Below are 13563 nucleotides of genomic sequence, written 5' to 3'. Positions count from 1 at the left end.
AGGCGAAAGGTTCTTTTCAAAAAAGATACAATAACGTAATTTTATTTTTTACATGTAAAGGCAAATAAAGTGATTTTCTGGCTTATTGGTTCTGTTTTTGTGCTGGGTATTTTATTTAAAACACCGTGGATGAAAGGTAAAGTCGGCGAATTTACGGTGAATGTTGCGACTTCTTTGCATCTTAACAAAAACGAATATATCAATATTAGAAACATCACCTTGCAATTGAATGATGGCTCAACCACACAGATAGACCATATTATCGTCTCTCGTTATGGTGTTTTTGTGATTGAAACCAAAAACATGAAAGGGTGGATTTTTGGAGATGAGCATCAGAGTATGTGGACACAGCAAATCTTCAAAGAAAAACACCGCTTTCAAAACCCTTTACGACAAAACTATCGACACACCAAAGCTTTAGAAGAGATATTGGCACTACCGACTGAAAACATTATGTCTATCGTTGTTTTTATCGGTGATTGCAAATTTAAAACCACGATGCCAAAAAATGTTTTTATCAACGCCAAATACACTTCCTACATCCAATCTTTCCAAGAAGAAAAACTCTCCGCGTATCAATTTGACATGACGATTGAAACCTTAAGCCAAAAACGCCTCAAACAAAGTTTTACAACCGATAGGGAACATGTTGCAAACTTATCTGCACGACACAATACCAAGCCTACTCCAACACAAACAACTAAAATATGCTCACGATGTGGGAAAGAAATGGTTTTAAGACACAATAGACAAACAGGGGAAGAATTTTATGGATGTAGTGGATATCCGAAGTGTAGGAATATAGTGAAAGGTACTTCATGAGCAAAAACTATACTCAACTCTTTATCAACCTTGTAAATGATGTTTTAGATACTGAAAAAAGTTATTTTAATGAATTAGAAAATATTAAAAAATTAGACTTTCCTTCTATAGAAAAAAAGATTTTAAACGATTACGAAATAGATTATCCTATAAATGGGAACAAGGCTCAAGATTTATTTGTAGAACAAATTAAACAATTTATACTATCCAGTCAAGATAATTGCACTATGGATATGAGTACTTTATATCATGTATCAAAGCAAATTCATATAGATCATTTGGTGAATGATAAGAAATTAGAAAAGGGACATATTTATTATTCCTTAGCTAAAACAATAAGAGATTATGGAATATATAACGAAGAAAAGATTATAGATTTTTCAAACAAGTTATTTTGGAAAGAACTGATAAAAAAACTCTATTTACTTAACTTATTGAGCCAAAATGGATTTTTTGCAAATCTAAGAGAAGATTATAATACTGAAATCCCTCATCTTGTCGATGCTATTATATTTTTTAAGAAGTATGTAAATATCAATTTAAACTGTATTGATGGGGAAATTAATTTTCAAAAAGGGCAAGATAAAAAAATCGCGTCAATCATAGAAAAAAAATTGCAACAAGTTGATATATTTCACTTTATTCATTTCATACTCAGTCAAAGCCGTCATGACAAAACCATACCATTCAACTATATAATTAATATTGCAATAAAAAATATCCATCATTCAAATTTTAAAAAGAAGAATTTAGAAACTCTAAAGTCTATGACAAACTATTTCAAACAATTTATTAATTTATTTCAACTTAGATCTTTTAATCAATGGGAATATATATTTATTGATGAAACAAATATTCAAGAAAAACTTAAAAAACAAATTTTACATTCTAGTTTATATTTGCTCAGTTATCCACTCAAAACTTCGACAGTTATAAATTATATAAATAATCTAATTGGTAACTCTGCATTGAACACAACATTTGAAAAACAATTTGGCTTTTCAAAAAATAATTTAATTGATTTTCTGCACCAAGTAGAACTATTTGGCAATAATCAACATATTATAAAACTCGACATAACAGTTTTTAAACATTTTGAACAGATTATTAAGTTCTTTTGTATTGATTCAAAAAATATCAATTCAAGATATTCTGTTCCTATAAATACTACTGAAGAGCAAAATCTTTTTGTTCACAACCCAATCATTCACTATAAAAATGAATATTATATTATTGGCTTTAAATATTTTAAAATGTACTTTTATAATGCCCTAGTTGAAAAAATAAAATCTCAAATAGATGAAGATATTACAACTAAGATAGGTAAGAATATAGATAACTATGTAGAAGCCATATTTGAAAACAATAATTTTGATATATATTCAGGAAAATATGCTCTATCAAAAAGAGAAGTATATGAGTGCGATTTGGTTATTAAGATAGATGACAAAATCGTATTTATTGAGAACAAAAATAAAGCACTCACAAAAAATGCTTTTGCTGGGTCAAACTTGCATATTCTGCAAGATTTCATAAGAGCATTTGCAACTTCACAACAACAGCTTTTAAGACATGAAAAGCATTTAACAGAAAAAAAACAATTAAATTTTTTAAATGGTAAAGTACTCAACTACAATAATGAAAGAATCATTAAAATTTCTTTATCTCCCAATAATTGGTATAGCATAATGAATAATAGACTTCAAAGTCTGCTATTGGCTTTAATACGTATAAGGTTTACGTTTAAAGAAGAGGCTCCAGTTGATGTTATTAAAAGTTTTACAGATACAAACAAAGACTTAGACAAGCTAACTAAGATTATAGAAGAACTTAATCAAAGCAATAATTTAGACAATATATTATTTAGTAGTTTATTTATCCCATTGGAGCTATTAAGCGAAAATGAGCATGATAAAAATTTAATTCATCATATTTTAGGTCTATTATTTATGAAATATGATACAAATAATATCTATGATTCGTACAATGAGTATAAAAAGTTAAAAAAACATGCAAAGGAGACTAAAACTTAGATTTTTGTGCAAAAGCCTTGAAAGGCTTCCTCATCTTTACATGTAAACCTTCTACGCAGGTGAATCATTACACTTTCTTCACTTCTGTTGCACCCACAAAAGCTTACTGGTGTCGTAGTGATACTCTTGCGCTTTGGTTAATATCTTCTGTTTTGTTGCTTCATCGATGCTTTTTGAGCGAGAAAGTATCCATAAGTATTCGCGGCTGGGTTCACCTATAAGTGCGTAGGTATAGTCTTCATCGAGCATCAACACCCAATAATTACCGTAAAAAGGTCTAAAGAAGCTCACTTTTAATTTTGAATGTGTCTTATCTTCTGCGTAGGCGATGCCTTGGGCTTCTTTGTGGGTTCCATCTTCTTTGGTGCATTGATTGAGGACGTTGATGCTTCCGTTTTCATTTAACGCGTATGTCGCCGACACATTGGTACAGCCTTTTTCAAACGAGTGGTCGTACCGTGCTATTTCATACCATGTGCCAAGGTATCGGGTTAGATCAACTTTTTCGACCGTTGGAAGTGGTGCATAGTGTTTTGCGCAGCCTAGAAAAATGAAGGAGCATATAAAAGTAATGAATATTTTGAACATAGAGACTCCCTTTTGAGTGATGTTAAAAGTATACACTCAAAAAAGGCTCTTTTGATGCTGATCTTAAATCTAACCTATGTGTTTAATATTTAGCATACATTAGAGACAAAAGAAGCCTCTCCTGAAGCTTCCTTGTTTTACATGTAAAACCTTACGCAGGTTTTTTAATCAATAATTTTTCCATATCTGATGTTGCATCATCGGTCAAATGCAAATTAAAGTTCTCTTGCAAAAATGAGAAGATGTCATCGTTCACAAATTGTGGTGGTTTTGGTCCTAGGTAGATGTTTTTGATGCCAAGGCTAAAGAGTCCTAGAAGAATAAGAACTGCTTTTTGCTCCATCCAGCTAAGAACGATAGAGACTGGTAAGTCATGCACCGTTACGCCAAGTGCGCCAGCAAGCGCTAGAGCGATGTGAACAGCGCCGTTACTGTCGTTGCATTGACCAAGGTCTAAGTAGCGAGGAATACCCGTGTCAGCCACCGTGCCAAAGTCAATGTCGTTAAATCTAAATTTACCACAACTTGATGTTAAGATCACGCAGTCGTTTGGAAGGCTCTCTGCCATTTTTCTGTAGTATTCGCCGCCTGAGCCAGGAGCATCACAACCCGCGATAACGAAGAACTGGCTGATTTTGCCTGCTTGTACCGCTTCTAAAATTTGAGGAGCAAGACCTAAGATGGTTTTATAGTGGTGACCCGTTACGAGTGTCTCTTCACTGTCAAAACCTGTGACATCGGGGAGCGCTAAGGTTTGAGCGATGACTTCGCTAAAGTCGTTATTGTGGATTTTTTTGCCTTCTTTGATGCCCACGATGTCGTAGGTATAGAGTCTATCGACATAGGTTGAGTTTGATTTTGGAGGCACGATACAGTTGGTGTTCACGATGATGGTTCCGCCCCACTCTTCAAAGAGTTTGGTTTGGTCAAACCATGATTTACCGATGTTACCTTTAAGATGTGCGTATTTGCGAAGTTCTGGGTAACCATGCGCTGGAAGCATCTCGGAATGGGTGTAGATGTTGATGCCTTTACCCTCTGTTTGACGCAAAAGCTCTAAAAGCATGTCAAGGTTGTGACCACTGACCAAGATGCCTTTGCCCTCAGCCTTGTTTTGAGAAATGCTCACAGGCGTTGGAACACCAAGGTGAGACGTGTGTGCTTCAGTAAGAATATCCATCATTCTAACACCCGCAGAGCCGATTTTCATCAATTGAGCGATGTGGTCGTCAAAGTTGAAGTTGACGTTGGTAAGGGTGAAGTAAAGCGTTTGCGCGATGACGTCATCGACTTCTTTGGTGTCTGCACCAAATTCATTCGCGTGTGTTCTATAAGCACTAAGACCTTTAAGACCGTAAATCATGATGTCTTGAAGTTTCGCCAAGTTGGCATCTTTGCCGCACGTTCCCGCATCTTGACCTTTTGAACCACAGCCACCGATGGCACTCATAGAGCATTGATCACATAACATGTTTAAAGACATATTTTATCCTCTTTCAAAAATTTCCAGCATCTTAGCAAGAGGATAGTTTTATGTCATTGATTGATCTCAATCAAGACTTTTACATGTAAGAACTGGATTTTTTCCAATCGATGATAGCATCTGGGTGCATGGGGCGTGCGATGCCGTAGCCTTGTGCTAACTCACAGCCATGCTTTAAGAGAAGCTCTGCATGTTCTTGTGTTTCAACACCTTCCGCAACGACACGGAGATCAAACGCTTTACTTAAGCCCACAATCGCTTCAACAATAGCAAGGTCATCTCGGTCATGCAGAAGATTACAAATAAAACTTTGATCAATTTTTAAAATATCGATTGGCAATTTTCTAAGATAGCTGAGTGACGAATACCCCGTACCAAAATCATCTAGCGCAAAGCGAACTCCCAGTGCTTTACACGCATGCATGATTTGCGAAACATGCACCATATCTTCCAGTGCGCTGGTTTCTAAAATTTCTAATATAATAAGATGTGATGGAACCTCTGGATAGCGAAGTAACATGGTTTGGATGTAATCCGTAAAGTTCGCATCTTGAAGTTGTCTCGCACCGACGTTAATGCTCACAGCAAGAGGTAACCCTTTTTTGATCCAATCACTCATCTGTTTAAATGCTCGCTCAATAACCCACTCACCTAACTTAATGCTTAGGACATGATCTTCCACGATCGGCAAAAAAGCATGTGGAAGCAAAAAGCCTTGCTCGGGATGTTGCCACCGTATCAACGCTTCAACACTGATAAGTTCATGTGTTTTAAGATTTACTTTTGGCTGGTAGTAGAGAATAAATTCATCGTTTGCAATCGCAGATAAAATATTTCCAAGACTTGCATTTTGCTGTTGGATCGCTTTGTCATACTCTATATCAAAAAAGTGGTAACGGTTTTTCCCCGACTGTTTTGACTGATACATTGCAAGGTCTGCATGCCTTAAAAGCTGTTCTGCATCCACACCATCTTTTGGGTACAGCGTAACACCAATGCTACTTGAGACTTGGATGATGTTGTCATTGATCACAATAGGGTCAGATGTTGCTTGCAAAAGACGATCTAAAATAGGTCTACACTCTTCTAAACTCTCAAGGTCCGTCAAGACGGCAACAAACTCATCGCCACCAAGCCTTGAGATCGTATCGCCCTGACGAAGAGCCTCCTCCATACGTTCTGCAATAATGACTAAAAGCTCATCACCAATGTGATGCCCATATTGATCATTAATCGCTTTAAACCCATCAAGATCTAAATAGACAACCGCTAACTCTTTTTTCCTTCGCTCTGTTTGTACCATCGCTTCTCTGAGTCGATCTGCAAATAAAACACGATTCGGAAGGGAAGTAAGTGCATCGTAATGGGCAATGTATTCAAGCTGCTTTTCATGTTCTTTCATCGTTGTAATATCCGTAAAAAGGGCAACATATGACTGGATAACCCTTTTTTCATCATAAACCGCACTGATACTGGTCATCTGAATATACACTTCACCCGATTTACGGCGGTTAGAGATTTCACCATACCAATGCCCTTTTTCAAGGAGCGACTGCCACATTTGCTTGTAAAAAGAATCTCCTTGCCTTCCCGATTTTAATAGGCGTGGATTGTGCCCAATAACTTCTTCATGGGTATACCCTGTAATACATGTAAAGGTATCATTAACCTCAACGATCTCGCCTGAAGCATTGGTAATCATAATACCTTCCCTAGCATACGTAAACACACTTGCGGCGAGTTTGAGTTTTGCTTCTGTCTCTTTACGATCGGTAATATCATGCGATAACACAATAAAATGTGCCATGTCATGGGATTCTTTTTTCTTAGAGACCGAAAGCTCAAACCAAAAGAGTTTATGAGTCCCCTCTAAAGCATACTGAAATCCAAAAGCACGCCCTTTTTTATTGGCTTCCTGCAATGCTTCCATAAAAACAAGGGCAACGTGACTTGGATAAATCTCATTCACATTTTTACCAATAAAATTTTCCAACATAGAAGAAAAATGAGCATGCGCTCTTCCCACACGAAAATAAACACCCTCTAAACTCATTTCAAACAGCGTATCTGGGATAGCATCTATAGTACTTTGCAAGCTATCTTGAGCCGAAAGTAGGTATTTTTCATTTTGACGTATTTGTTTGTTTTGCCTATACAACTGCGCGCTACTCATAAGAAAAACAAGGAAAACAGTTAATATCCCTGTGATGTAATTAGAATATCGTGACCAAAAATCTGCTAAGGTAAAATTAGGCGCTTCTTCAAAAGGTGGTACACGAAGCATTCGCAGCGCATCTTCTACCCCCTTGTAATCCGCAGGAACCGTGAATCCATAAATATGAGCACGAGTAGCAGCTTCACTCTGGGAGGGAAGTGCTAAAAGCGCTACGGTTAAGTCACGCGCAATATGCTCATCAAAGTTTGGCACAACAACCAAAGGCCATTCGGGATAAAGTTTAGTAGAGTGAATAAATGGAAATTTTGGATCTGTTTGTTCATTGATAATTTTAATATCGGATAATGCTAATTTTCCCTCCTGAATCATATCTTCAAGGACATTCGTACGAACAAACCCCACGTCGGCTTTATGCGAAAGTACTGCTTCAATAACCTTGTCGTGGGGCATTCCTGTTATGACTAAACGTGTATCATGAGGAGCAATACCGCTATTTGCCAACTCATAGGCTTGCATCTGATACCCACCAAGAGAATTGGTATCGGTTACAGCAATCTGTTTATATTCCATATCATGTAATGTTAAAATCGGTGAATCGTGACGTGTAAACATTACTCCTGCAAATTGGGTGAGTGTAAAATGATCTTTTTGTGTGATTTGAGTAACAAGAGGTGCAGAGAGTTTGAACTTATTTTTTAAAACGATGTAATGCCCTGGATTGGTCAAGATGATGTCAACCTCATGATTGGCAACCGCTTGTGTGAATTCTGGATAATTATAGATGTGAAGGGATATAGGTTTCCCAATAGCATTTTGAAGGTAAGTTGCAAAAGGTTGCCACTGAAGTAGCGCCTGCTCTTTTGGGCGAAACGCTAAAATTCCAAGACGAAGAGCCTCTTCAGCACTTACATATTGACATAAGCAAAATAAGACAATTAAAATTATTTTTTTCATGATAACTCACTATAGTTTAACGAATTATTAAAACTTCTCACATTAGTATAGCACTATTCTGTTTATTGATATTTGTAATTCTTTCTAATTATACCATTTTTAAAATGTCATACTTTTGTTTCTTGACTAAACTTTGCCATATCGTCTTTCAGATGTTTTATATTCGGAAATAATAGCTTCTAATTCTCCCATTGAAAATTCAGGCCATAAGGTTTTTGTGAAGAAAAGTTCCGCATAGGCAGATTGCCATAGTAAAAAATTCGAAAGACGACAATCGCCCCCTGTTCGAAGGAGCAGATCCACAGACGGAATGCCTGCTGTATCAAGATGCGCTTCTAAAATCTCTTTGGTTATTTCACCCTTTACATGTAAAGATTTATTGATGGCGCGAAGAATCTCATCTTGGGCACCATAATTGATCGCCAAGATTTGCCTTAGCCCCGTGCAGTGCTGTGTTGCCTCTTTCGCATAAGCGATCTCTTTTTGCAAAGAAGATGAAAGTTTGCTCATATCACCAATGACATCAAAACAGATATTATTTTCAAGAAGTATAGGAATTTCACTGTGCAAATACTTGGAAAGCAGTTTCATCAAAACGCTAACTTCGGCTTTTGGGCGATTCCAGTTTTCAGTGCTAAAGGCGTAGAGTGTGAGGTATTTGATGCCCATTTTTGCAGCATATTTGGTAATCTCTCGTACCTTTTTAGCGCCTTCCTTGTGTCCAAAAGAGCGCTCTTTGCCTTGACGCTGTGCCCATCTGCCATTGCCATCCATAATAATTGCCAAATGCACTAAATCATTCATTCTTTACTTCTTTTGAGCTTACAATTTATGAGCGCCATTTTATCTTTTTTCTCTTTAGCCCACCTTGACAAATCTTGCCACTTTGACTAAAATTACACCATCACTACTTTTTAGAAATTCTCACAAAGTAGTCTCATAACAATCGACTCAAGCAACTCTATCTTTGGGAATCTTTCACCATATTAAGAGACTCTAGCTTCATGAACGATCAAACTAACAACAAAGAAGGCACAATGAGCGGAAACACTCCCACCTCAAACAATCAACCCTGCGCGAATACAGCCCAACCCAACGGTAATACAAATGGAAACGTACAAGCAAAACCAACACACTATAACAAATCACGAACCCATATTCCCGTAGATGGTTACAAAATAGAGGGGCTTCGAACTACGCCACTTGAAAAACTTTTAGAGATTGCTGCAGAACTTGGCATTGAAAACCCCAATGAACTTAAACGCCAAGATTTGATGTTTGAGATCTTAAAATCGCAAGTTAACCAAGGTGGATTCATTCTTTTTACGGGTATTTTGGAGATTGCGGGTGAAGGGTATGGTTTCCTACGTGCCACCGATGCCAACTTCTCAGACAGCGCCAACGATGCCTACGTCAGCAGTACCCAAGTCAAAAAATTTGCGCTTCGTACCGGTGACATTGTCACAGGACAAGTGAGACCTCCAAAAGACCAAGAGCGTTACTACGCCCTTCTTAAAATTGAAGCCATTAACTATCTCCCTCTTGTAGAGAGCAAAAAACGCCCTCTTTTTGAAAACCTAACACCTCTTTACCCTACCGAAAAAATTAAACTTGAATACGATCCAATGAAAATCACAGGTCGCGTACTGGATCTTTTTACCCCAATCGGTAAAGGTCAACGTGGATTGATCGTTGCACCTCCAAGAAGTGGTAAAACCGAACTTATGAAAGAACTTGCACACGGCATCGCTCGCAATCATCCTGAATCTGAACTCATTGTTTTATTGGTTGATGAGAGACCTGAAGAGGTGACCGATATGCAACGTTGTGTCCAAGGTGAAGTGTATAGCTCAACCTTTGATATGCCCGCATCGAACCATGTTCGTGTCGCTAACCTTGTCATTGAAAAAGCCAAACGTCGTGTGGAAATGGGTAAAGATGTCATTATCCTTTTAGATTCTATCACGAGACTTGCTCGTGCTTACAATACGGTGACCCCTTCCAGTGGTAAAGTTTTAAGTGGTGGTGTCGATGCCAACGCGCTTCATAAACCAAAACGTTTTTTTGGAGCGGCGAGAAATATCGAAAATGGCGGCAGTTTAACCATCATCTCAACAGCATTGATCGAGACTGGAAGTCGAATGGACGAAGTTATCTTTGAAGAGTTTAAAGGTACAGGTAACAGCGAAATTGTTCTTGATAGAAATATCTCAGATCGAAGAATCTACCCAGCGATTAATATCATGAAATCTGGCACACGTAAAGAAGAACTTCTTCTTACCCCTGATCGTCTTCAAAAAATTTGGGCTCTTAGAAGTGCTATCAGCCAAATGGATGACATTGAAGCACTTAAATTCTTGTATGCAAAAATGCTTAAAACCAAGGACAATGAAGAACTACTCTCTATTATGAATGACTAGACTTTTTTTAAAAGTCTAGTTCAGAACGTCAAAAAAGCAAAACTTTTTTGATTGAGTTAGCCACTATGACACTAAAAATTGCCAAGGATATTGGCAGAGCAAGGTTTTGGAAAAAATCTCAAAATAGTGTAAAATTGGTTATAAATTAGATAAAGGTCTTTACGTGTCACATCAAGTACTTGCTCTAAAATATCGTCCTTCATCCTTTGATAAGCTAATCGGCCAAGAGTCGATTACTCAAACGCTTAGTTTAGCACTTAACCAAGATAGACTCTCTCATGCCTATCTCTTTTCTGGGCTTCGTGGAAGTGGAAAAACTTCAACAGCACGTATCTTTGCTAAGGCTCTTGTCTGTGAGCAAGGTCCAACCTCAACACCCTGCGAAGTGTGTGAACACTGCTTAAGTGCCAACGAAAACCGTCATATCGACATCATCGAGATGGACGCAGCATCCAATCGTGGTATTGATGACATTCGTGAACTCATTGAAAGTACCAAATACAAACCTACCAGTGCGCGTTTTAAAATCTTCATTATCGATGAAGTCCATATGCTGACCACGCAAGCGTTTAATGCGCTTTTAAAGACACTGGAAGAGCCTCCAAGTTATGTGAAATTCATCCTTGCAACCACTGATCCTCTAAAGCTTCCAGCAACAATTTTATCGCGTGCACAGCACTTTCGTTTTAAACAGATTAAGCAAAGTGACGTCGTCAATCACCTTTGCCATATTCTCCATCTTGAAAATATTGAATATGAAAAAGAGGCATTAGAGATGCTCAGCCGTGCAGGCAATGGTTCACTGCGCGATACGTTGACTCTCATGGATCAAGCCATTATTTATTCCAAAGGCTACATTACGCCTGAGAATGTTGCAACGATGTTAGGGCTTTTAGATCCTAATCAACTTGAAACAATTTTTACAACGATTTTAAGTGGCAATAAAAATGAGATGCTCGGCATTATTAAAGAGCTTGAAAGTTATGAGTGCGAAATCGTCATAGATGAGTTAATTGCTTATCTTAAAAATGCCTTTTTTGCACAAGATCGCCGTTTTTCAACACTGCTGTATGAACGTTTTTTCAAGATTCTCAGTGAATCTAAAAGTCTTTTGTACATCAATGCAAACAACGGTTTTGTGCTCTCGTTAATCTTCTTTAAGATGATTGAAGCAACCAACATTAAAACCATTGAAGAGATGATCGACTCACTTGAAAATGAAAAATTTCGCCTTCCAACAACGGCTCATGCTAAAACAGATGTTTCAGAAGCACCAACAACTCCTGTGGAAGTTGAAGAAACATCTTTACATGTAAAAGATCAAGGCGTCACTTCGGAGATGCTTTTTGCCCGCCTGTGCGACAAATTGCTCGATCGTAACGCGGAGCTAGGTGATTGTTTTAAAAAGCATATTCGGTTTGATAGTTTTTCAGAAGAACAGCTGATGCTCAGTTCAAGTGCAGAAGGAGAAGCGAGTAAAACGCTGAATACTCATTACAGCATTATCAAGCACTTTGTCCAAGAGCTTTTTGGTTTGGAAACAAAAATAAAAATCACTAAAATGCACGTGCTTCCACCTGAGCCAAAACCTGAACCTTCGTTTGATCCTAACTATGAATTGCAAATGAGTGAAGCAGAACTGAGCGCAAACGATCAAAGCGCTTCGATGATCGAAAGTGTAGCGTTTGAAGATGCACCTCAAAGCGACAGCTGTGCCGCAGGAGCCATAATGGCAGGTCAACGGGAAATTGACGCTAAAGAAGTTCTTAATACCCCTTTCGTTCAAAGAGCAACAGAGCTTTTTGACCCACAAAAAATTCAAATTCACCAAAAGGTTTAATGATGGAAAAAATCCTGATTATTAACACAGGTGGCACGTTTAATAAACGCTACAATCCTCTTAAAGGTGAGCTTGAAGTTCCACAAGATGGCATCGCCGTAGAGTCCATTTTACGCTACTGCTATAATACCTCCTATGAACTGTTGAATATCATTCACAAAGACAGTCTTGAGATGAGTGAGGAGGATCGTGAATTGATGGTTAAAACCATTCAATCTTCACAATGTCATAAAATTTTAATTGTTCATGGTACGGATACCATGGATGTTACCGCTACTTTTTTAGCGTTACATGTAAAAGATAAGATCATTACCCTCACAGGTGCCATGGTGCCTTTTAGCATTGATACCGTTGAAGCAACCAGCAATTTCATGATGGCGTTGGGTGATTTAATGTGCCGAGAAAAAAATGGGGTCAATCTTGCCATGCATGGGGCAATTGCCAGCCATGGAAGTATCTATAAAAATAGACAAAAAGGAATTTTCGAGCTCTGTTAAAGGGCTCGTAACTCCTCTGTTTTACGAAACAGAAAGTGACTCATGACAATTACATAGTACGGATAGATCACAACCCCTAAAAAAGGAATCACCGTTAGGGCAAAGCAGATCAAAGAAATCCCTCTCATTTGCCCCGCATATAATTTCTTCAACGCCAAATACTCTTCTTTAGAATTAATCATTGAAGCGACATCTAGCACCAAAAGTTTATGAAACAGATAAAATACAGGCACTAAAAGCACAAAGTTAAAGAGTGGAATAAAAACTAAAGGTGAAAGTAGCAAAAACATCAATGTTGTCCACAAAAGCGTTTTAAGCACTATCCACACGTAACTAAGCAAACCAATGCCTCGAAATGCCACACTAGGATAATAGAGTATGCCTATCTCTTTGATAAAATAGCTTGCAAAAAGTCCAACAATCACCGAATAGACCATCAAAAAAAGATAGTAAACAACCATAGCAGACGTAAAGAAAAAGAGAATGGCTACGATCGTTTTGGTGATGAAAAGGAGTGAAATCATACTCAAAAACCAACTCTGTTCCACACTGCCTTCAAAACTCTGTAAACTCTGTGCAATCCATGCAGACAAAGCACCAACACCTCCAAAAAGAAGCCAAATAGCTCCAATAAAGACGAAGAGTGTGAGAATAAAAGAGAGGAGAGAAATCAGCAAAACTCTTGGAGAAAAAGTATCCCCAAGAGCCAGTGCGAAAATATTCGTTTTGGGTATTGGTTGTGTCATTATA

At 37.7% G+C, this 13563-nt stretch carries 10 protein-coding genes; 5 read left to right on the top strand and 5 right to left on the bottom strand.

The features are described 5' to 3' along the window. Positions 1 to 69: 69 nt before the first annotated feature. Both SJPD1_RS02765 and SJPD1_RS02760 read left to right on the top strand, forming a co-directional pair. A complete protein-coding gene (locus tag SJPD1_RS02765; protein ID WP_096045871.1) occupies positions 70 to 822 on the top strand; it encodes an NERD domain-containing protein in 753 nt (250 codons plus the stop codon). Continuing rightward, positions 819 to 2855 carry a hypothetical protein gene (locus tag SJPD1_RS02760; RefSeq protein WP_096045870.1) on the top strand — a complete coding sequence of 679 codons (2037 nt, stop codon included), beginning with the start codon at positions 819 to 821 and terminating at the stop codon, positions 2853 to 2855. Before SJPD1_RS02765 ends, SJPD1_RS02760 begins: the two co-directional genes overlap by 4 nt. Positions 2856 to 2933: 78 nt before the next feature. On the opposite strand, the gene SJPD1_RS02755 is transcribed toward SJPD1_RS02760, so the two are convergent. The 4 genes from SJPD1_RS02755 to uppS form a co-directional block, all read right to left on the bottom strand. Beyond that, entirely contained in the window at positions 2934 to 3443 is a 510-nt protein-coding gene (locus tag SJPD1_RS02755; RefSeq protein ID WP_096045869.1) for a lipocalin family protein, read from the bottom strand. Positions 3444 to 3594: 151 nt separating this feature from the next. Continuing rightward, positions 3595 to 4926, bottom strand: a complete 1332-nt coding sequence (gene hcp / locus SJPD1_RS02750; RefSeq protein WP_096045868.1) for a hydroxylamine reductase — start codon at positions 4924 to 4926, stop codon at positions 3595 to 3597. 79 nt (positions 4927 to 5005) lie between these two features. Beyond that, positions 5006 to 8056: an EAL domain-containing protein gene (locus SJPD1_RS02745; RefSeq protein WP_096045867.1), complete on the bottom strand. Its 3051-nt coding sequence runs from the start codon at positions 8054 to 8056 to the stop codon at positions 5006 to 5008. A gap of 126 nt (positions 8057 to 8182) precedes the next feature. Next, positions 8183 to 8860 carry a polyprenyl diphosphate synthase gene (uppS, locus tag SJPD1_RS02740; protein ID WP_096045866.1) on the bottom strand — a complete coding sequence of 226 codons (678 nt, stop codon included), beginning with the start codon at positions 8858 to 8860 and terminating at the stop codon, positions 8183 to 8185. A gap of 200 nt (positions 8861 to 9060) precedes the next feature. On the opposite strand from uppS, the gene rho reads away from it, so the two are divergent. The 3 genes from rho (at position 9061) to SJPD1_RS02725 (ending at position 12813) form a co-directional block, all read left to right on the top strand. Then, positions 9061 to 10476 carry a transcription termination factor Rho gene (gene rho / locus SJPD1_RS02735; protein WP_226372232.1) on the top strand — a complete coding sequence of 472 codons (1416 nt, stop codon included), beginning with the start codon at positions 9061 to 9063 and terminating at the stop codon, positions 10474 to 10476. A gap of 163 nt (positions 10477 to 10639) precedes the next feature. Next, positions 10640 to 12316, top strand: coding sequence for a DNA polymerase III subunit gamma/tau (locus tag SJPD1_RS02730; protein ID WP_096045865.1), 1677 nt, complete (start codon positions 10640 to 10642; stop codon positions 12314 to 12316). Positions 12317 to 12318: 2 nt separating this feature from the next. Continuing rightward, on the top strand, positions 12319 to 12813 hold the full coding sequence (locus SJPD1_RS02725) for an asparaginase domain-containing protein (protein WP_096045864.1): 495 nt from the start codon (positions 12319 to 12321) through the stop codon (positions 12811 to 12813). On the opposite strand, the gene SJPD1_RS02720 is transcribed toward SJPD1_RS02725, so the two are convergent. Next, complete coding sequence (locus tag SJPD1_RS02720) at positions 12810 to 13559, bottom strand: EI24 domain-containing protein (protein WP_096045863.1); 750 nt, start codon at positions 13557 to 13559, stop codon at positions 12810 to 12812. The genes SJPD1_RS02725 and SJPD1_RS02720 overlap by 4 nt on opposite strands. Positions 13560 to 13563 lie beyond the last annotated feature (4 nt).

This window comes from Sulfurospirillum diekertiae, from assembly GCF_002309535.1.
Taxonomy (GTDB): Bacteria; Campylobacterota; Campylobacteria; order Campylobacterales; family Sulfurospirillaceae; genus Sulfurospirillum; species Sulfurospirillum diekertiae.
The sequence above is the reverse complement of the archived record's forward strand: the minus strand, read 5'-3'. Positions and strand labels throughout refer to the sequence as shown.

Coding starts and splice junctions, on each gene's coding strand:
- SJPD1_RS02755 (WP_096045869.1), bottom strand. CDS start 3,443: ATGTTCAAAATATTCATTACTTTTATATGCTCCTTCATTTTTCTAGGC.
- hcp (WP_096045868.1), bottom strand. CDS start 4,926: ATGTCTTTAAACATGTTATGTGATCAATGCTCTATGAGTGCCATCGGT.
- SJPD1_RS02760 (WP_096045870.1), top strand. CDS start 819: ATGAGCAAAAACTATACTCAACTCTTTATCAACCTTGTAAATGATGTT.
- SJPD1_RS02745 (WP_096045867.1), bottom strand. CDS start 8,056: ATGAAAAAAATAATTTTAATTGTCTTATTTTGCTTATGTCAATATGTA.
- uppS (WP_096045866.1), bottom strand. CDS start 8,860: ATGAATGATTTAGTGCATTTGGCAATTATTATGGATGGCAATGGCAGA.
- SJPD1_RS02720 (WP_096045863.1), bottom strand. CDS start 13,559: ATGACACAACCAATACCCAAAACGAATATTTTCGCACTGGCTCTTGGG.
- rho (WP_226372232.1), top strand. CDS start 9,061: ATGAACGATCAAACTAACAACAAAGAAGGCACAATGAGCGGAAACACT.
- SJPD1_RS02725 (WP_096045864.1), top strand. CDS start 12,319: ATGGAAAAAATCCTGATTATTAACACAGGTGGCACGTTTAATAAACGC.